Source organism: Planktotalea arctica, assembly GCF_002105285.1.
Classification (GTDB): Bacteria; Pseudomonadota; Alphaproteobacteria; order Rhodobacterales; family Rhodobacteraceae; genus Planktotalea; species Planktotalea arctica.
In genome coordinates this window covers 1-19,863 of the sequence record NZ_MUHR01000005.1, presented here as the reverse complement: position 1 = coordinate 19,863, position 19,863 = coordinate 1, and the positions used below count along the sequence as shown (strand labels likewise).

Annotated in this window: 18 protein-coding genes; 3 read left to right on the top strand and 15 right to left on the bottom strand. The window is 56.1% G+C overall.

The window, feature by feature from the left end:
* Positions 1-58: 58 nt before the first annotated feature.
* The 11 genes from hslU to regB form a co-directional block, all read right to left on the bottom strand.
* The gene (gene hslU / locus B9P63_RS04795) at positions 59-1,366 is read right to left on the bottom strand and encodes an ATP-dependent protease ATPase subunit HslU (protein WP_085307433.1); all 1,308 of its coding nucleotides are present in this window, start codon (positions 1,364-1,366) and stop codon (positions 59-61) included.
* Positions 1,363-2,433: a hypothetical protein gene (locus B9P63_RS04790; RefSeq protein ID WP_085307432.1), complete on the bottom strand. Its 1,071-nt coding sequence runs from the start codon at positions 2,431-2,433 to the stop codon at positions 1,363-1,365. The genes hslU and B9P63_RS04790 overlap by 4 nt, the downstream gene beginning before the upstream one ends.
* Positions 2,430-2,987 (bottom strand): ATP-dependent protease subunit HslV, encoded by a 558-nt coding sequence (hslV, locus tag B9P63_RS04785; RefSeq protein ID WP_085307431.1) that lies wholly within the window; start codon positions 2,985-2,987, stop codon positions 2,430-2,432. The genes B9P63_RS04790 and hslV overlap by 4 nt, the downstream gene beginning before the upstream one ends.
* A 124-nt stretch (positions 2,988-3,111) precedes the next feature.
* Entirely contained in the window at positions 3,112-3,432 is a 321-nt protein-coding gene (gene trxA / locus B9P63_RS04780) for a thioredoxin (RefSeq protein ID WP_085307430.1), read from the bottom strand.
* A gap of 45 nt (positions 3,433-3,477) precedes the next feature.
* The gene (gene addA / locus B9P63_RS04775; RefSeq protein WP_085307429.1) at positions 3,478-6,855 is read right to left on the bottom strand and encodes a double-strand break repair helicase AddA; all 3,378 of its coding nucleotides are present in this window, start codon (positions 6,853-6,855) and stop codon (positions 3,478-3,480) included.
* Positions 6,852-9,794 carry a double-strand break repair protein AddB gene (gene addB, locus B9P63_RS04770; RefSeq protein ID WP_085307428.1) on the bottom strand — a complete coding sequence of 981 codons (2,943 nt, stop codon included), beginning with the start codon at positions 9,792-9,794 and terminating at the stop codon, positions 6,852-6,854. Before addB ends, addA begins: the two co-directional genes overlap by 4 nt.
* Entirely contained in the window at positions 9,787-10,482 is a 696-nt protein-coding gene (locus B9P63_RS04765) for a nucleotidyltransferase family protein (protein ID WP_085307427.1), read from the bottom strand. The genes addB and B9P63_RS04765 overlap by 8 nt, the downstream gene beginning before the upstream one ends.
* Positions 10,458-11,483, bottom strand: a complete 1,026-nt coding sequence (locus B9P63_RS04760; RefSeq protein WP_085307426.1) for an aminoglycoside phosphotransferase family protein — start codon at positions 11,481-11,483, stop codon at positions 10,458-10,460. The genes B9P63_RS04765 and B9P63_RS04760 overlap by 25 nt, the downstream gene beginning before the upstream one ends.
* Complete coding sequence (gene tsaE, locus B9P63_RS04755; protein WP_085307425.1) at positions 11,480-11,953, bottom strand: tRNA (adenosine(37)-N6)-threonylcarbamoyltransferase complex ATPase subunit type 1 TsaE; 474 nt, start codon at positions 11,951-11,953, stop codon at positions 11,480-11,482. The genes B9P63_RS04760 and tsaE overlap by 4 nt, the downstream gene beginning before the upstream one ends.
* A gap of 48 nt (positions 11,954-12,001) precedes the next feature.
* Positions 12,002-13,597, bottom strand: coding sequence for a PAS-domain containing protein (locus tag B9P63_RS04750; RefSeq protein WP_085307424.1), 1,596 nt, complete (start codon positions 13,595-13,597; stop codon positions 12,002-12,004).
* A 67-nt stretch (positions 13,598-13,664) separates the two neighbouring features.
* Positions 13,665-15,059, bottom strand: a complete 1,395-nt coding sequence (gene regB / locus B9P63_RS04745) for a sensor histidine kinase RegB (RefSeq protein WP_085307423.1) — start codon at positions 15,057-15,059, stop codon at positions 13,665-13,667.
* 139 nt (positions 15,060-15,198) lie between these two features.
* Here regB and B9P63_RS04740 point away from each other — a divergent pair, with 139 nt between their 5' ends.
* Together B9P63_RS04740 and B9P63_RS04735 are read left to right on the top strand one after the other, a co-directional pair.
* Positions 15,199-15,819, top strand: a complete 621-nt coding sequence (locus B9P63_RS04740) for an SCO family protein (RefSeq protein WP_085307867.1) — start codon at positions 15,199-15,201, stop codon at positions 15,817-15,819.
* 87 nt (positions 15,820-15,906) lie between these two features.
* Positions 15,907-16,461, top strand: a complete 555-nt coding sequence (locus B9P63_RS04735) for an ActR/PrrA/RegA family redox response regulator transcription factor (protein WP_085307422.1) — start codon at positions 15,907-15,909, stop codon at positions 16,459-16,461.
* A 37-nt stretch (positions 16,462-16,498) separates the two neighbouring features.
* Here the strand turns inward: B9P63_RS04735 and B9P63_RS04730 are convergent, their stop codons facing one another.
* From B9P63_RS04730 to B9P63_RS04715, 4 genes are all read right to left on the bottom strand, one after another.
* Positions 16,499-17,053, bottom strand: coding sequence for a hypothetical protein (locus tag B9P63_RS04730; RefSeq protein ID WP_085307421.1), 555 nt, complete (start codon positions 17,051-17,053; stop codon positions 16,499-16,501).
* 193 nt (positions 17,054-17,246) lie between these two features.
* Positions 17,247-17,828, bottom strand: a complete 582-nt coding sequence (locus B9P63_RS19140) for a hypothetical protein (protein WP_176219103.1) — start codon at positions 17,826-17,828, stop codon at positions 17,247-17,249.
* Between the two features lie 282 nt (positions 17,829-18,110).
* The gene (locus tag B9P63_RS04720) at positions 18,111-18,599 is read right to left on the bottom strand and encodes a GNAT family N-acetyltransferase (protein WP_085307419.1); all 489 of its coding nucleotides are present in this window, start codon (positions 18,597-18,599) and stop codon (positions 18,111-18,113) included.
* Positions 18,599-19,162 carry an HD domain-containing protein gene (locus B9P63_RS04715; protein WP_085307418.1) on the bottom strand — a complete coding sequence of 188 codons (564 nt, stop codon included), beginning with the start codon at positions 19,160-19,162 and terminating at the stop codon, positions 18,599-18,601. Before B9P63_RS04715 ends, B9P63_RS04720 begins: the two co-directional genes overlap by 1 nt.
* A 108-nt stretch (positions 19,163-19,270) precedes the next feature.
* Here B9P63_RS04715 and B9P63_RS04710 point away from each other — a divergent pair, with 108 nt between their 5' ends.
* Positions 19,271-19,735 carry a YHS domain-containing (seleno)protein gene (locus B9P63_RS04710; RefSeq protein ID WP_139816208.1) on the top strand — a complete coding sequence of 155 codons (465 nt, stop codon included), beginning with the start codon at positions 19,271-19,273 and terminating at the stop codon, positions 19,733-19,735.
* The last annotated feature ends 128 nt before the right edge of the window (positions 19,736-19,863 follow it).

The window sequence follows — 19,863 nt, the reverse complement described above, 5'->3', positions numbered from 1 at the left end:
ACAGTTGGACCCAAGCTACAGCGCATCGCAGGTATTGAAAATGATCTGATTTCGCGCGCTAGAGCACGTATCGCGAAAGATCGGTAGAGCGGGAGAGTTCGCCCAAATGCGTCTCTACAAAAGCTGAATCGACTGAAATCGTCTCGCCGCCGCGATCGGGCGCAGTGAAGGATAACTCCTCGAACACACGCTCCAGCACGGTATAAAGGCGGCGCGCTCCGATGTTTTCAACGCTTTGATTCACCTCTGCCGCGATTTTTGCCAACGCTGCAATGCCATCATCGGTGAAGGACACAATTACCTCTTCGGTCTGCATCAGCGCTGTGTATTGCCGCGTCAGTGCATTGTCCGTTTCGGTCAGGATGCGTACGAAATCGCCCTCGGTCAGTGCGCGCAATTCAACGCGGATCGGCAGGCGACCCTGTAGTTCGGGCAGCAGATCTGAGGGCTTGGCGATGTGAAACGCGCCGGAGGCAATGAACAGGATATGATCGGTTTTCACGGGCCCGTGTTTGGTGCTTACGACCGTTCCCTCGATAAGTGGCAGCAAGTCGCGCTGCACGCCCTCGCGGGACACATCGCCGCCGCGCGCATCGGCCCGGGTGCAGACCTTGTCGATTTCATCCAGAAAAACGATGCCGTTCTGTTCGACAGCTTCAAGCGCGGCGCGAGTAACGCTTTCATCATCAAGCAGCTTGTCGGCTTCGTCGCCGATCAGCACATCATAGCTTTCTGCAACGGTCAATTTCTTGCGCGTCGTGCGTCCGCCCATGGCCTTGCCGAACAGATCACCGATGTTCATCATTCCCATGTTTTGACCGGGTTGACCCGGAATTTCAAAGCCGGACATGGGGTTAGAGCTATCCGCGATTTCAATGTCGATCAGTGTGTTGTCCAATTCGCCCGAGCGCAGCTTCTTGCGGAACATTTCGCGCGTGGCCTCGCGTGCGCCGTCGCCAGCGATCGCTTCGATCACACGTTCTTCTGCGGCGGCTTCTGCCTTGGTTTTCACGTCCTCGCGCATGTATTCACGCGTCTCGCCAATTGCGGCATCGACCAGATCGCGGATGATTTGCTCCACATCGCGGCCAACGTAACCCACTTCGGTAAATTTCGTCGCCTCGACCTTAATGAACGGCGCGCGCGCGAGTTTGGCGAGGCGTCTACTGATCTCGGTTTTGCCTACTCCAGTCGGCCCGATCATCAGGATGTTCTTTGGGTAAACCTCGTCGCGCAGATCATCGGCGAGTTGTTTGCGCCGCCAGCGATTGCGCAGGGCGACTGCTACTGCGCGCTTGGCATCGTTTTGGCCGATGATGAAGCGATCAAGTTCCGAGACGATTTCGCGTGGGGTGAGGTCGGTCATAAGGATGTCTCCGTCAGGCCCCATGGGGGAAGTTTATTTTTGCCTGGAAAGGCTGGCAGTGCATCCATTATGCGGGCGCGCAAGCCTTCCCATTTTGCACCAAGGACTACGAGACCTAGGCCGAGGATCAAAATGACGATGGCCGCGTTTCCTTCAAGAAATGCAATGGCGATTGCAACAATATAGCCGATGCCAGCGACCAGAAAGCTGCGCCGGTCGATGATCATTGCAAAGATAGCCATGGCCGCGAGGAAAGTGAGCAAGACAATTTGACCAGCTACGCCGCCCGCTTCAAACAGTGTCAGCGCGATAGTGTTCACAATTGCGGGCGCTGCGATGACATGCAGCCAGAACCCAGCGGAGGCGCGACGCGTCACGCGGTGTGGATCTGACATATCAAAGCGTAGCGCGATTGTCAGGCCGATGAGGCCCAAGATGATGGTGATGATCGCGAAGGGGCCGTCGTTGGTGAGCATGAACAGATCACTCACGACTGGGGCGTCTGCGCCGCCTTTCACGAAGAGCGCACCAATGGCGATAAACACGCCAAGGGCGATGAAAAATACGGTCACGGGGATGCGGAACATGGCGTAGAAAGCAGCTAAAAGGAGTGTGGCGAAGCCGGCGGAAAATCCTGTCATTGATGCGTTCTCAAGCGCTAGCAGGTTCGCCAGACTTGCACCGATTTGCAGCCCGCTCAGCAACATTAACACGACCAGCATGATCGAGGGGGCGACCATGCGACGTTTCAACGTGAAGTAGCGCGCAAGGAAATAGGTCACGGCAACGGAAATGACGCCATAGATCAACGTGCTCAGGTTCGCATCTTCGGAGAAGAAAATGTTCAGCCCCGTAAGGCCCATCCAGCCCGCGTAGAGAATTACAAGGCCGATCACAATGAACACCTCGTTGAAACCGCGGAACAACTCGAACGGCTCATCAAGCCCATCCATGTTTTCACGTGTGCCGCGCCGCTTTTCGGCCAGCGCCATGAGAGAGGCCGCCTGTGGTTCTGTCAGGATATTACCGGCAACGGCCGCGCGAATGTCGTCTTTATCAAGGCTCATGCTTTGATCGTTTCAACAGTGAGATTGCCGTTGGTGTAAACGCAAATATCGGACGCAATCGCCATAGCGCGGCGCGCAATTTGCTCGGCTGTTCCATCAGCGTCCATGAGGCCGCGTGCAGCGGCGAGAGCGAAGTTACCACCAGATCCGATGGCAGCAACATCATGCTCGGGTTCCAGCACATCGCCTGCGCCTGTGATAATGAGCAACTCCGTGCCGTCTGTGACGATCAACATAGCTTCGAGTTTTTGCAAGTATTTGTCTGTGCGCCAGTCCTTTGCCAATTCAACGGACGCGCGCGCCAATTGTCCTGGGGTCGCTTCCAGTTTTGCTTCAAGGCGCTCAAGCAAGGTAAATGCATCTGCGGTGGAGCCCGCGAAACCCACGACAACATCATACCCACCAGGGGAGAGACGGCGCACTTTGCGCGCGGTTCCTTTGATCACAGTTTGCCCAAGGGAAACTTGACCATCACCCGCAATCACCACTTCGCCGTCCTTGCGAACGCCGATTATCGTGGTGCCGTGCCAGCCGGGGAATTCATTGCTGCTCATGGACTCTCTCCTTGTTCGTTAACTCGTATATGGCGGGCCGTGCGGCGACGCGCAAGAAAGCGTACTAAAAAAGCAAAAGGGCGCGCCATCGGCACGCCCCTTTATGGCTTTTGAAAGAAAGCAATTAGATCGCGTCGTTGATCCAGCTTTGAAGAGCGGCTTTTGGTGCGGCGCCTGCACGGTTGGATACGACTTCGCCGTCCTTGAAAATGAACAGCGCAGGAATACCGCGTACGCCCATGGCGGCGGCGGAGTTCGGGTTGCTGTCTACATCAACCTTAACGATCTTGACCTGATCGCCGTATTCTGCGGAGAGCTCTTCAAGCGCTGGTCCGATTTGCTTGCAGGGACCGCACCATTCTGCCCAGAAATCGACAACAACAGGAACGGTGGAATTTTTGACTTCAGCGTCAAATGTGGCGTCTGTGACGGCAACGGTAGCCATAGTGCGTCTCCTAGGGAATATCGCGGAAAATCTTGCTGCCCAAACCTAGGTATTGGGGACGGGGGCGTCAAGGCGCATAGATGCACCTGCTCTGCCCAGCGCAGCGTGCAGCAAAGGGTCTGGCAACTCCATGAGCGTGGCATCGCGGGTCCAGACGATTGCGGGGCGCACTTTGCGCTGTGGATAAATCTGTTTCAACGCGGCATGATAGGCCCCCATTTGGCGCAGGAGGCCCTCGGGGCAAGCCTCTGCATCGGGTGGAACTGCGGCGTTGGATTTGAAGTCGATCACCCAAATATCTTTTTCGCTTACGATCAGGCGATCTACGATGCCGTGGATCGTTTTACCGCCAAGCTCTGCCAGATTGGCAGTGATGGGGACTTCGGCAAGCGTGCCTTTTGCGAAGATGAACGAGAGATCGGGCTGGGTCGCGGTTCTGCGCGCTTCGCGAATCATGTCTGTCAAATCAGGCGCATCCGCGAGAAGAGCCTTGGCGGTGTCGTTCCAAGCGGATTGTGGGGTTGCAGCGAAATGTTCGAGCAGAAGATGGATACGGGTGCCGCGCAGTTTTGCGGCCTCTTCATCCAAGGCACCCTCGCTCTGCAGGGCCTTCGCCCCTCCGAGGGCGGAGGGCGTAATAAAGGGTTCGAGAATAACAGGATTGGCGACGGTTTCACGAAAAAGCGGCTCCAAAAAAGGCGCTTCCTGTGCCAGTCCGAGGGATGCCACTTCCTCGCAAACGCCCCAAGGCATAGGTTCGATCCTGAGGCCCAGACCAAATCCAAAGTCATGTTCAACATGCGTGCGTGCACGCGCAGCAGCGCTGACCATGCTGTACCAGCTCTCGTCATCGGACTTGCCCAGATCGCCCGCCGCCCCGAGGATCAGCCATTTCTCCGCACGCGTCATGGCGACATAAAGCAGGCGCATCCGCTCTTCCGCTTGCTTTTCATCGCGCTGTGCTTTGGCGGCGCGAATGATATCTGGCGCATCGTCATTGCGTACGCTCCAGCCCACCAGCGCTTCTGTCTTGAAAAGCGAGCCACCAGAGGGATTTCGCCGTTTCTGTGTTTCGGGCAAAATGACGATCGGCGCTTCAAGACCCTTGGAGCCATGCACCGTCATCACGCGAATCTCATCGCGGTCCTGAGAAAGCTGGCGTTTGATCGTCAAATCATCGCTTTCCATCCATGTCAGAAACCCTGTCAATGAAGGGATGCGCGAACGTTCGAACGAGAGCGCCTGTGCGAGCAGCGCATCGATGCCATCTTCAGCTTCGCGCCCAAGGCGGCCAATGATGCGGCGACGCCCGTTGTGGCGGGTCAGCACGCGTTCGATCAGATCATAGGGACGCAGAAAATCGGCCTGTGTGCGCAAATCTTCGAGCAATGTTAACACATCGGGATGCTGATCCTTTTGATTGCGCAGAGCCTGCCAGAGAAAGCGTGATCCGCGATCATGCGCTAGATCGAAAAGCTGCTTTTCGCTCCACCCGACCAGCGGTGATTTCAAGACCACCGCCAGTGCGTAATCGTCCTCGGGGGTGGCGAGAAAGCTGAGCAAGGCCTGCAAATCGCGCACGGCCATTTCCGCCCCCACCTTGAGCCGATCTGCGCCTGCGATGGGCAGGTTGGCGGATTTGCAAGCGCGAATGATTTCTTCGAACAGGTCCGAGCGGCGCTGCACGAGGATCAGAACGTCACCCGGGCGAACAGCGCGAAATGCGCCATCGTCATAGATCGGTTCGGGCGCGCTTCCGTCCAATCCGGTCATGCGCGCGATTTCATCTGCGATGCGCCGCGCCATCAGAACCGTCTCATCCTTCTCGCCGAGCTTATCCAGCGTATCGGACCAATTTGCGTCGCCGTCGTCCTTTTCTGCTTTGGGAATGGCGGGCCAGATATCGACGCGCCCGGGCGGGCCGCCCTCAAACGCGAGATGGTTTGAACTGGCGAAACCGGCGGCGGCGTGGCCCTGGAACGTTTGATCGACAAGTTCGAGAATGCACTGTGCGGAGCGGAAGGAGTAATGCAATTCCGCATCGACAAGCGGTGAATTGGTAGGCCGCAGGCGCGTATCGAATTCGCTACGCATACGATCGAATTCACGCGGATCAGCGCCTTGGAACGAATAGATCGACTGCTTTTTGTCACCGACCACAAAGATCGTGCGCGGCACATCATCGCGCGCACCGATCCCGGCGGTTATTTCGGAGGTCAGCCGTTCAATTACGTCCCATTGCGCGGGACTGGTGTCTTGGGCTTCGTCCACAAGAATGTGGTCGATGCCGCCGTCGAGCTTGTAGAGCACCCATTGCGCCATCTCGGAATTGGCCAGAAGATCGCGGGTCTTTAGGATCAGATCGTCGAAATCAAGCCAGCCGCGCGCCTGTTTGCTCGCCTCGTAGCGCTTGAGGAAAGTGGCAGCGAAACGGTTGAGATGGAGGGTCTTTTGCACTGCTGCCAGTTTGAGCCGATCCGTGCGCGCGCGCTCGACCCGCTCGATCCAGGCATCCAGCGCGTCTTGATGAGAGGTGAACGACTTTTGCGCAGCTTTCGCGGGAATTTTCCCGGCCTTGGAGCGCCCGTCAAGCGTGAGGAATGCGGCCTCCAAGCTCGGGAGCGATTTCGCATCAAGGTTGGTGAGGTCTGCCAGCTTCGCCGCCAGCTTAACATCGTTAACGCCGGAGCCTTTCAGCACGGGAACGAGCGCGTCAAGAATGGCATCTTCGCCGCCTAAAAATACCGACGCGGCAATCACGGTGTCGTCCATTTTGGGGTCAAGTTCAAAGGCCGCATAGACGGCGTCATCCGTTGGCGGCGTCAAAAGAGCACTGCGATGGCGGACGATTTCACCACTTAGATCGGTGAGATCATAAGCTCCGGTGATTGTCGCAAGATCGACGATCAAAGGGGCCTCTGGGCCGGAGGCCATCTCCTCGATTATTTCTTCGCGCAGTAGATCGGCGGCGCGTTCTTCCATCTCGGCGAACTGCGGACTGACGTTCGCCTCGAGGGGAAAGCGGCGCAGAACGGTGGAGCAGAACGAATGGATTGTCTGGATTTTCAAACCACCCGGTGCTTCGATCGCCGCGGCGAACAAGGTGCGCGCTTTGCGCAGCGCTTCGGGGTCGATTTTGCCTTCTTCGCCCAGATCACGCAGGGCTGCACGCAACGTCTCGTCACCCAGCATCGCCCATTCGCCAAGGCGCTTGAATAGACGGTTCTGCATCTCTGCCGCCGCTGCCTTGGTGTAGGTCAGGCACAGGATGCGTTCGGGCGGAACCTGCGCCAAAAGCAGACGTGCGACGCGGTCCGTCAACACGCGGGTCTTGCCAGAGCCGGCATTGGCGGAAAGCCAGGTGGACACATGGGGGCGCGCCGCATCAACCTGCGCCTGCGTGGCATCATTTTGTGGGGTCATGGCGTCACTCCTGAATTATCGGGCCGGGTGGTTTCGTCCCACTCGCCAAAACGCGAAAGCTGGTCGTAGCGTCCGAATGACTTGGATTTTTCCATGGCGCGTCGAGCCGTATATCCCTTTTTAGGCTCTTGATAATCGGAAATCAGCTTGAAAAGTTCTTTCCAGACCTGCGCTGTCGGTTTCTCATCCAAAGGCGCAGCGATAGATTTAAGACCTGCGCCGACGCCCAGATACGTTGCCCCTTCGATGTGGCGCGGATGAAGGCCCTCAAAATCGCCGCGCTCTGCCATGGCGGCTTCTAGCAAGAGCTGCATGTCAAAGGCGATCTGTTGCGATTTCGACGGAATTTGTCCCGTCTTGTAGTCGTATAAGTGCGCGCCGCTGCGAGCATCCAGATCAATGCGATCTGCTTTCACGGTCAAGGTGAAGCCAAGATCGGCCAGCACGCTTTCACCCTTCACTTCGAGATGAGAAGAAACGGTGCTTTGCTGCCTTTGCTGCTCCTCAAACACGAAGTCCTGCGCCAATCGCGCGATGCGCGCAGCCCACATCAGGCGGGCAGAGGGCCAATCCACATCTTTGGCAAAGATATGCCTTGCTAGGGCGACTAGATCGCCAGCGGTGCGCGTGTCATCCCAGTTTTTCACGAAATCTTCGAAGACCTGATGCACCGCTATTCCGCGCAAGCGCGCATCGGCGGTTTTGACAAGACTTTCGAGCGGATTAAGCCCTAGAACATGCTTGGCGTAGATCGCATAAGGATCGCGCACGAGGGTCTTTATCTCTGTCACGGAGAGCTTGTTTGGACGCACTTCGAGCGGCGGGCACGGTGAGGGGCGGGGCGCCGGTGGCGTTTCTATCGGCGCTTCAAGCTGGCGTGCGCGCTCTAGCCATGCGTTGCCGCGCGCTTGCATCTGTTTGATTGCTTCGGGACCATGCTGTCCTTTCAAGCCACCCATCAAATTGGTTAACCGATTGAGCCAACGGGATGGCACAGTTTGCGCATCATCCGAGCGCTGGGCGCGGGTCAGCCAGACCTCTGGCGCGGCAATTGCTTGCTCAAAATCATGGGCAGACAGCCCGATGCGCCGCTCCGGCAACAACAATCCTGCACCTGCGCGCATACGTCGGTTCAACCATGGATCGGGGCTTGGCGCTTCGGGCCAGCTACCCTCGTTCAGGCCTGCAAGGATCAACAAATCGGCGCCTTGAACGCGCGCCTCCAAAGTGCCCCAGATCAGTACGTTGGGATGGCCTACATCGGGGTTGCGCACCTCGCCGCGCGACAAGATTCCCCCCAGTAGATCGGCGTAATCACGCGCACTTAGATCAGGCAAGGCGTCGAGTGCAGGATGCAGCGCTTCCCATTGTTTGAGCGCCTCGCGCCCTGCGCCCTCATTCCAAAGCTCGCCTGCCCCATTACCGATACGGCCTTGCGAAATTCTTTCGGCCAAATCGATGTGCCGCTCTGCCAGATGCACCGCGTTTTGCGTGCCCTCGCACATGTGGCCGCAGAAGATTTGCGCGACCCATTCCGTCCATTCTGCTGCGCCAGCGAGTTTGTTGTCCTTCGCCCACTTACCAAGGCTTGCGGCATCCGGAAAAGCAGGGCCGTTCTTGCGAATGGAGAGCTCCAATTCGCGGGTCAGGAGCAAATGCGCGCCGCGTTCGCTGCCAGAATGGGTCATTGGGTGCTTGAGCAATGTCAGCAATGCCTCGGCATCGAGCGGGCGAGTGAACAGCTCAATAACATGGCGCAGAAAGCGTCCGGGCGGGGAGAGTTGAAGAGGCATGCCTGCGCTGTCGTCCGGCTTGATATCCCAGCGATCAAGCGCGGCGGTAACTTGCCGTGTGAGCATGCGATCTGGGGTGATCAACGCGGCTGTTTTTCCCTCCTCGGCGGCCATACGCAAACGCATCGCGATGGCGAGTGCCTCTTCGCGGGCTGTTTGTGGTTCTAGCAAAGTGATGCCCTGCATCGCGCTGGGCAGATCTCCCAAGTCAGGCCCATCACGCAGCCAGCCATCAGTGACGGGAACAGGGCGCAATGCGAGGGAGACAGCCTTATTGCGGGCGGAATCGGCGGGGGCGGTTTCGTGCCAATTCGGAACGTTTTTGGGGTGGATCGAGAGGTCTTGTAGCATTTTTGCAAAGCGATATTGCGGGTGATCCTCCGCAGCCATTCGCGCGGGGCTTTGGGCGATCAATTCGTCCCAGACAGTTTCGGGCATATCCCGATCGAAGCCCGGCAAAACGACGGCACCTTGGGGTAGGTTCGCAGCGGCCTGCATCAGCAAAGCGGTGGTGCCGCGCGATCCGGTCGAGCCTGCGATGATGACAGGATGTTCTGGCGGATTGTGCGTCCACTCCGTAATCTGAGCCAGCGCAACGGCGCGTGCGCGGGCCTGTGTATCCGGCGCTTCCTGCGACTGATCAAGAAAGCGGCCGACGATTCCGATAAAGTTCTGCGCGCGTGCCCAATGGCCGGATACATCCGTCACTTCGAGGTTGGAAATATCAGCGAGTGAGACGCCCTCGCCCTGCATTTCATCCATCAACGCCGCGAGCGATTCTGCGAGGTCGAACAAGGAACTACGGGCCGCCAGGGAAGGGTTCTGGCGCAGCAAGGCGTCCACCAGAGAGATCAATTCGATCCGCCGCACGAGGGGGGAAACGGCTTGGGGGATCGCGTTGAATTTGGGGTCTTTGCCCAGATCGCTCAGCAGTGTGATTTGCGGCAAAAGCTGCGCGGTGCCGTCCATGAACAGTGTGCTGACACGGCGGCGCATGCGGGCCGTGTTCACGATAAGCTGGATGCGCGCCATAGCTTCGGGGGGCTGACCTTGCATCTTTTCGCGCAGGCCTGCCACCAAGGCTTTGGGGAAATCGACACCAAGCCCCAAGGCAAAGATGCGGGGGGTTTTCTGCGGATCAAACATCGGGAGTCCTTAGCATCGTTTCTGCCAGTTCCACGCCCTCGGGCGAGCCGACATCGCACCATTTTCCTGTGTAGCGAAGGCCATACATGCGCTTGGAATCCAACAATTTTGCCCAAAGCTGTTTGAGGGAAAAGGAGGTTTCTGAAATTTCGTGCAAGCGGTCCGTTTGGACAATCTGAGCGCCCGAATAGATGTCTCCGGGGCCATAATTCAGACGGCCATCGTCGGTGATTGTGAAGTCTCCGGTACCCATGTGAGCGATCGCATTTTCCTTGGGCACGCAAAGCAAAAGCGCGTCCATTTTGTTTGGTTCCCAAGCATCGAGCAGCGCCTGCAGCGGGTTCTCCCCTTGCCATACGGCATCGGTGTTCATGGTAAACACAGGACTGTTTTCGAGCACTGGCAGCGCGTTCTTGAGTCCACCACCCGTTTCAAGGATCTCACCACCCTCATGGATCACCGTGATGTCTGGGCGATTGGCAAGATGTGCTTTGATCTGGTCTGGCAAATAGTGGCTATTCACGACCTTGCGGGTAAGCGCAACTCCATCAGTCTGCGCCAGCGCGTGATCGAGCAATGTATGGCCAGCGACCTTGACCAAAGGCTTGGGGCGATCCGCCGTGAGGTGGCGCATGCGCGTGCCGAAGCCAGCGGCGAAGAGCATTATAGCGTCGGGACGATCGCGCATTTGTCTTTGAGCCTTTGTAGAATTTCAGGTGTCGGCGCGGGAAGCGATTGGCGTAACATATCAGCCACAGGCGCATTAACAGGATGCTCCAGATCACGTTGGATCAGGCCCCAAACGCGCGGAATCAGATCGACGTAGGATGGCTTGCCGAAGTGCATGGACAGGCGTGCGAAGACACCCAGAATGCGCAGGTTCCGCTGTAGTCCGAGCAGGTGATAGGCGCTGCGAAATGCGGCTTTATCCATGCCAGATCGCGCGATGTAATACGCGATCATCGCTTCTTCGCTCTCGACAGAAACATCGCGGCGTGCATCCTTCAGTAAGGACACGAGATCATAGGCAGGATGTCCCAAAAGTGCGTCCTGATAGTCAAGCAAACCGACCCGCGCTACGCCGGATCGCTCGGGCAACCAAAGCAGGTTTTCCGCATGATAATCACGCTGGATCAACACACTGGGCGGGTCGATATATGTGTCTAACAAGGTAAAAAATGCAGTTTCAAAGTGAGCTTTGGCGCGGGTATCGATTGCAGTATGTGCGCCGCGTTGATACCATTCGAACGACAGCGCCGCCATGCGCGTCATAAACGCTGTGTCATAGGGATCGAGCGGTGGAGGCGGCGTACGGTGCAGATGCAAAAGCGCGTCCACCGCTGCCTCGTAGAGCGGGTGTTCAAGGGTGTGATCCGCCTCAACGACGCGGGCGTAAAGGGTATCGCCAAGATCTTCGATCAGTAGGAAGCCAGAATCTTCATCCGCAACATAAATCTCTGGTGCGCTGAGATCTATACTGCGCAAATAGTCGGTGATGCGCAGGAAGGGGCGCACATCGTTTCCAAGGGTGGGGTCTGCATCCATGAGCACGGCGATGCGCCCATCTGTGCCTGCGCCGATGCGAAGATATTTGCGCATCGACGCATCCCCGGCCAAGGGCGCGCGCGTTGCGCCTTGCCAGTTCGTTTCGTGAAGAAAGCGATCGATTTTGCTGTCTCGTGTGGTCATGTCATAGCTTTCGAAAGTCTGCGCATAAGGTCGCAGTTTTGGCCGGTCAGCGTGATGCGGCGATGCTCTTCGCGCCCTAGGATGTCAAACGTCAGAACCGCTGCGGCGGAGGGCGTGAGTGTGCCAAGCCGATCGGGCCATTCGATCAGGCAGATTGCGCTTGTGAGGGCTTCGGTGAGCCCAAGTTCTTCGACTTCGCCCGGATCGCCTAGCCGGTACAGATCCGCGTGCCAAAGCTCGCCCAGACGTGTGTCGTAGGTCTGCACAAGCGTGAAGGTGGGCGAGGGCACGTCCTCGGGAATATCTTGCAAGGACTGGATCAAAGCGCGCGCGAAATAGCTTTTGCCAGCGCCGATGTCGCCTTGCAATAGCAGCGTGTCGCCTGCACGCAGGGCTGTACCGAAACGCCGGGCGAGGGCGGCGGTTGCGTCGGGTGACGCGAGGATCAAGGGGCGCGCAGCGTTGCTCATGGTGCCAAGGTACGGCGCTTTGAAGCAAGGCGAAACCGTGAAATGCGCCTAGGCTGCGACGGTTGAAGATCGCTTCGATTTGGAGGTAGTTTCGAGGCCTTTCCCTTGCTTTGCGAGGGCATAGCGAAACGTGACTAAAGTTGCGCCAGACACCAAAGGGGAAACTTGCAAATCAAAGCGGTCGCCATCGACGTGACGCAATTGCGTGCTCCATGTTTCACGCTCGGCATTGCCGGTGATGAAGTCGCGAATTTCACCCCATGCTGGACTTGGCTGGAATTGCTCCTGCCACAAATACGTGACTTCGCGGATGTTCATTTTCTCAAGTGGAGACGGTTTTCTGGGATCGAAGAACCGCCCCATTGCGCGATTGCTGAGTTGCAAAAATCCGGCCTGATTGAAAATCGCGAGACTGTCCTCAAGCGCATCAAGTGCAGAACGGGTGATATCGGCCTCGCCGCGAAAACGACGAGTTAAGGAAATCTCGGCACTTATATCTTCAAAGAGGAAAGCAATTGCGCCATCCGGGTGTGGCCTGCCTGTCACGCGGTAGGTCAAACCATTGGGTAGATGCCAGGTTTCGTTGAAATTATCGTCGCATGCAGCTGAAATGACGTCCGCAATACGCTCGCGCCAAGAGGCGTAGTTTTTGGGTTCCGGCATGACATGATTATCGCGCAATTGATCGAAGAATGAAAATAAATTTGGCCGTGCCGTCAGGTAGTCCGGACGCAGTTCGGTCAGATCGATTAATGACGGATTGAACAAGACAAGTTGTCTGTTGCGGTCAAAGATTGCGAGGCCGATCGCAAGATGGGCAAAGGTTTTAGCGAGCGTTTGAACAAAATTGCGTTGGGCAGATTCGGCGTTCACAACCGCGTGGATATCGACCGCAAAATTCAGATGACCAGTTTCAAATTTCTCTCGCGATACATCAAACCAGTAAGTCCGGTTATGCTCTATATCTTTCAGGGATACGCGCACAGGTTTGCCTGCATCGGCAAGTGAATCCGGTAGGATAAACAGAGGCCTGCCTTTGACCCCGTTTTGGCGAACAACATGGGTATCAAGTGATTGATATCGCCCATTCGACCAGCCGATAGAGCCATCTGAAAAAGATTGCCAAATCGGAAAAGGTGCCTGTTCACAGACGGTTCGGATTAGGTCTAGGTTGGGCAAGCTGGCAAGCGTTCGATGAAGGTTCGCGCTATGGCGCAGCGCGTCGAAGCCGCGATTGCGAAGGTTAATCGAAAGTCCGCTTGCGTGCTGCTCCAGCTCAAGCTCCATAGGATCTGCACACGAGCAGGGCATGTGCGTGCTTAGGCGGGGCTTGTCTGAGGCGACGATACCGCCCGGAAGATCAGGAAATCTATCAAGGAACATCGCGCGAAATTGCGCCCAGTCCGGGTCGGGAATTTCAAGTTCATCGAGAAGGGTCGCCCCGGCTTCGTTGGTGAACAATAGCTGGCCAGAGAGATCAAAGTCGAAACTTAACGTTTGGCCCGCGACAGGCAGCGCCGCGCGTTCCTGCTGGCTCACGTTTCCCCGCTGGATCTTACTTGTCGCCATCAGTAAAATGAGGGCTGTGAACAGGGCCGCCGCGACGACGATGCCAAGATCGATCCAAGTGAAAGTTACAAGCATGCCCAATTCCTTAGAAAACCGGGTTCACCGTAATGAGTGCAAGGTTAATATTTAATTAAGCGGTGCCTTAATGTGTTGGGTTTCGTCGATTTTCCCCCGTAATCTCAGCGACTTCCGAGAAGGCGGCATCAATCATATTGCGTGGCCACACCACTTCAACGATAGCGCCGCGCTTTTCATGCCGATCGCCGGAAAACGGACTTGATCCGTTGGCAAAGCTGAGCTCGGCTCCTGATCTTTCCAGCAGGGTTTTGGCGATAAATAGCCCAAGCCCCATCCCCTCATATTCCGGTCTCGCTTTGCGTTCCCTTTCGGTCTTTCGCCGGCTCACGAAAGGATCGCCGATACGTCCGATCAGATGAGCAGGAAAGCCATTGCCATCATCCACGATCCGCACGGAAATTCTGTCGTCTGCCCACTCGCATTCAACCCAGACATTCTGTTCGGAAAAATCGACGGCATTTTGCACAAGATTTCTGATCCCATGAATGATCTCCGGTCGACGCAGGATTTCTGGCTGAACGTCACGCAAACCCTCTTGGCCATTGTATTCGAAGGTGATGAATTTACCGCGATCCAAATGCGGCTCTGCCGCTTCTTCGAGGACAGTGCTAAGCGGCGCTTTGCGCAGGTGAAGATCGTCCTTTCCTGCGCGGCCCATAGAGCGAAGAATATCGCGGCAACGATCAGCCTGCTGGCGGATCAGGCGGGCATCTTCGGCAAGGTCGGGGCGATCGGCCAGTTCTTCTATCAACTCGGCGCTTGCCAGTTTGATTGTAGCCAAAGGCGTGCCAAGTTCATGCGCGGCAGCGGCGACGACACCGCCAAGATCGGTCAGCTTTTGTTCGCGCGACAAGGCCAGATAGGTCGCTTGCAGCGCATCGGACATCGTGTGCATTTCATTGGTGGTTTTCCATGAATAGGCACTTAAGAATAGTAGCGCGATTACGAAGGCGACCCAATTACCGAAGACGAAAACGCTTGGAACGCGCAGGATGAACCCCTCTTCGGTGCGCAGCGGCAGGTGATATTGCGCCAAGACTGTTACGATGATCAAAGCGAGCACGCCAAGCACTACGGTTGAGCGCAGCGACATGATGGCGGCAGAAACGGTGACGGGCCCAAGCAACAAAAGCGCGAAAGGATTGTGCAGGCCGCCCGTTAGAAACAGCAGGAACGACAGTTGTAAAAGATCAAAGACAACCATCAGCAGGTTCTCAATTTCCGAGAGGCGCTTGTTCTCTGGAAAGACGAATATCGCGATCAGATTGCCAATGATCGACACGCCGATAGCAAGGTAGCACAGGCCCAGTTCCAACTGGAGGTTATAAAGCCTCTGCGCCACCGTGATAGCAACGATCTGCCCGAATATTGCGACCCAGCGTAGGATGATCATCGTGCGAAGGCGCACCCAGTTGTGGCGCTGTTGCCCCAAGGGCGAATAGATATTCAGATCACTCATAGGTTCGCCTTGCTCATTTACCTGCGCCTCAATCTGTCGCAGGGCTTCACGCCATGGTGCATTTTCAACCGACGCTTCAAGTGATAGGCGCAGACGACACTATGAATCAATCACCTCGCTGTCACAGTTGGAGATGTTTATGACCCGCCTTCTTGCTATTTTTGCCGCGATCTCTGTGGTTTTGGCTCTTGCTGGTATCTGGGTGTTCACCCTGTTTGGTGGATCGGATGATCAGTTTGCAGAGTGCCGGATTGGCCAGGTCGCAGGCGGTACAAGCCAGATCGGCGGCCCCTTCACGCTGCTTGATGAAACGGGTGCAGAAGTGAGCGACACGGATGTGATCACCGAACCCTCGCTGATCTACTTCGGATATACGTTCTGCCCGGATGTTTGCCCGCTCGACACATCGCGCAACGCGGAAGTCACCGACATTCTGCAAGAGCGCGGAACCTCGATCACACCGGTTTTCATTACTGTTGATCCAGAGCGTGACACGCCTCAGGTGGTTGGTGAATTTGCTGATAACTTGCATGAAAAAATGATTGGCCTCACAGGATCGCCGGCTCAGGTCAAGGCGGCCAGCCAAGCCTATCGGACCTACTATAAAGCTCAGCCTGCAGAAGACGAATACTACCTAGTGGATCATTCGACCTTCTCCTATTTGGTTCTGCCAGAACAAGGCTTTGTCGAGTTCTTTCGCCGTGAAATTCAGGCAGATCAGATGGCTGACACGATCCAGTGCTTTGTAGATAACAGCTAGGATCGTGCGTGATCTGCGACAAAGGTTTGACCATTCGCGCAAGATGCGTAAAAGTCTAAAAAATACGCATCCTTGGGAGGTCCTCTCGTGAACACTGAAGCGCTTCAAGACATCGGTGAAGACAAGTCCCTTTTGCTTGTAGATGATGACGAACCTTTTTTGCGACGCCTTGCTAAAGCGATGGAGAAGCGCGGGTTCGAAGTGGAAACCGCTGGTTCTGTAGCGGCAGGCAAGGCCATTGCGACGGCGCGCCCGACGGCCTTTGCCGTGGTCGATCTGAGGCTCGAGGATGGCAATGGTCTTGATGTGGTTGAAGTGCTGCGCGAGAAACGCCCCGAAAGCCGCATTGTCGTTTTGACGGGCTACGGAGCGATTGCGACGGCGGTTGCTGCGGTCAAGATCGGTGCGACGGATTACCTATCCAAGCCTGCGGATGCGACGGATGTGACCAACGCGTTGCTGGCAACGGGCGACGCACTTCCCCCGCCTCCGGAAAATCCGATGAGCGCCGATCGTGTGCGCTGGGAGCATATTCAGCGTGTTTATGAGCTATGCGATCGCAATGTGAGCGAAACCGCCCGTCGCCTCAATATGCATCGGCGCACATTGCAGCGTATTTTGGCAAAGCGCAGCCCCCGTTAGGGACAATTCCACCACCCTATGGGTGGCGTTTTCTATATTAAAGCTGCATTTCGATCATCGTGCGCGCTGCGCGCAGATCACGGGCAAGATCTTGGGCGGTATGCGTTGGACTGGCCAGATCGGCGCGCCCCGTCGCATAATTGCTTTCTAGACTGATGGCTGTGATATTCGCGCGCTTCGCGCTCGCATCGAGCGATCCGACGAGGGATTTGCGATAGGTCTGCACCTCTTGTGCGCGCAGGGTAAGTGCGTTTTGGTCAGCCATGCCTTTGTTGATCATATCGCGAAGTTCGGCTAGTTCCATGTCCTGCGCCGCAAGCAGGGCGGGTAGATTCATGTGAAGCTGATCCATATGGATGACGGTTTTTTCCAGATCGCGGTCGAGTTTTTTAGCAGATCGAAAACCGCTTATTGCATGGTTTTTCAGATCGCTTGTAAGGCTTAGCATGTCGTTGGACTGCGTGCGCACAATGCTTTGGAGATCGAAATCGACCTCAGCGTTGCGCGTTGCGAAAGTTGTGTCAGGACTGTTGGTACAGCCTGAAATCAAGAACGAAAGTCCCAATAGTATGACGCTTGCCACAATCCGCATTTTACCAATTCCTACTTTTTCAAATCAACCACTGCGCGTATCTGTAAATGAGTAAGCAGCTGAATTAAGGCAAGAATGTGAACTGTTTCCATTTTTCGAAAGATTGTTCGCGTTTTTGTATTCTTCTTAATGGCGAGTGACAAAAAAAACAGTCACCCGAAGGTGACTGAGCGTTCTTAAAATGTCTGTGAGTTCAAAGAAGCGAGATTGCCGAGCGCGCAGAGGTCGCTTCGCGCGCAAGGTTTTGTGTTGCACTCAGGTGCCACTCAAGGCCGGTTTGCCCTTTGGATTGGGCGTTTTCGAGATTTGTATGCGCTTCCTCGGCCTGTGCGGCGCTCAGGCTGAGCGCTTCGGCAAGCTGTTGGCGGTTAGCCTTGATCACTTCGAAACGCTGCGTGAACTGGGCCTCTGTGATTTGCCCCGCGCTAACCTGGCTGTTGAGTGTTACAAGCTCTGCATCTTGCTGTTTCAACAGTTCGGGAAGGTCGCGTGTGACTGCATCCATGCGATCGTCGGCTTTGCCGATCGAGCGAACAAGTGCGCTGGGAGAGACCAGTGCGACACGCTTCGCGGCGTGCTGTCTGCCTTTTATGTTCCCTGCGACCGCACCAACGGCGCCGCCCGAAAGGGCAGCCGTTACACAGCTTTTAGCATTGCCCGCGGATAAAACAGCCATGCCGCAGCCTGCAATCGCGCCGATCGCGGCTCCGTTTAATGTGGATTTGCGAATGATATCACGGGTCATTTGCGTCAATGCGCTGGTTTGCTCGGCCATTAGGATTTCGCTCGAAGCATTGCTTTTTGTGATTTCGCTGGAAACGGCACCCCGCGAACTGAACATTGGTTCGTTCGACGGCATGCACCCTGAAAGAGCAAGTGCTATTGCTGTAGAGAGTGCGATACGAGAAGTGCGCATTTGGTATTCCTTATTCGACGCCAAGCCATCGGCATCGTCTTCTTATGGTTCCCATTTGAGGCGGAATTGTGATTGCTGTCTCATAAACTACGAAAAACACCTAAGAATTTGGAAAATACACGCCTAGGGTTATTGAGATTCTCATAAATTGTAGCGCTTGTGGGTTTTCCCAACGATGCGCCCATCGCTAAGAGCGGCGTCCGGCTCGATGCTCCAATCCTGAAAGCCCATCTTGGTGTAATAGCTGAGCCCGCTCGCATTGTCGGAGCGGATCGAGGCATTGATCCAAATAAACCCGAGCGCGCGCATCTGAGCGCATGTGACTGCGAACAGTTTGGAGCCAATGCCGCCGCCAACGACGCCAACGCGCACGAAGGTGGCGATGCTGGCCGCCTCTGGCGGCAACAGCGAATGTGGCTCCGCCCATTGAAAACCAATGATCTGTTCGTTTTCGTCAACCGCAATGTTCCAGCGGGCCCTCTCGCCGCCACCGGCAATTTTGGCTTTCATCTTTTCAGCCGAGAGCGGGGAAAGATAGGCGGTGGTGCCGCCGATCTCGATAATCTCGTTCAGGATGTCAGCCATCTGTGGCGCATCACCGATCTGGTAGGGTCGAATAGAAATTGCCATCACATCTTTTCTAATAATTCAGCATGGCGCTGGGTAAATTCATTGCGCGCTTCAAGGGGCGCGCGCAAGCGGATCGACAGCCCCTCGATCATCGCCGGATCGGGCTTGCCGAAGAACTGATCCGCTTCCTTTTCGGTGAAGCCCGCGATTTGCACTGCTTCCAGCCATGCGCTGATCCGGTCCGCCTTTTTGATTTGCTTCTTCACTGCGGCTGGAAGCGTTGCAGGCAAGCCAAACCTGATATGAATCGCCGCCGTCAGGCGATCATCCAGCACGCCGTAACTGGGGCCGATGGCGGTTTTCACGGGGCTGATCATGTCGCCAATGACATATTCGGGCGCGTCATGTAACAAAGCGGCCAGTTGCCACTTTACGGGTGCAGAGGGCTGCATGCGGCTGAAAAGCGCCTCGACAAGCAAGGAGTGTTCGGCAACTGAATAGGCAAAATCCCCTTTGGTTTGGCCATTCCAGCGCGCAACGAAGGCCAACCCATGGGCGATATCCTCGACTTCGATATCCACCGGAGTGGGGTCCAAAAGATCGAGCCTGCGACCCGAGAGCATGCGCTGCCAAGCACGTTTCTGTGACAAGGGGAGACTCCGTGAATTTCAATTCCTAATTTGAGGGCAAGATGTAACGCAGCCCGCCCCCAGATGAAAAGGAAACTTGCCATGATCTTCTCGCGTCGAAAAATTATAGCGCTTGGTGCAGCAACTGTTGCGATGCCCGCCTTTGCGAGCACAGAGCCGCGTTGGTACGACATTGGCAGCGGTCTCGCCGCGACGGGGCGTGACGTCGTCGCCTATTTCTCGCTGAGCGGCGGGGATGGTGTCATGGGGAGTGACGCGTTCAGCGTAATGCACAAAGGCACGATGTTTCATTTTGCCAATGCTGAAAACCTCACGACCTTCAGTGCTGATCCAGATAAGTACGCCCCGCATTATGGCGGCTATTGCGCCTTCGCCATGTCGCGCGGCTATTTCGCGTCTGGTGATCCCGATGCCTGGAGTGTGCACGACGGTGCGCTCTATCTCAATGTCTCCAAAGCCATTCGCGCGCGCTGGGCCTTGCGCCGCGCTGCCAATATCGAAGCGGGCGATGAAAACTGGCAGGGCTTTTTTCCCGGCGAGCGTTAATCACAGTTTCGCTGCGCTCTGACCCTTGTTTCGTCTAGTGTTTGAAACAATAGACACTCAGTGCTATCTGCACAGCAGAATAAGAGTGTTTTGAGGAGAGAGCCGTCATGGCCAACGACTATATTGTT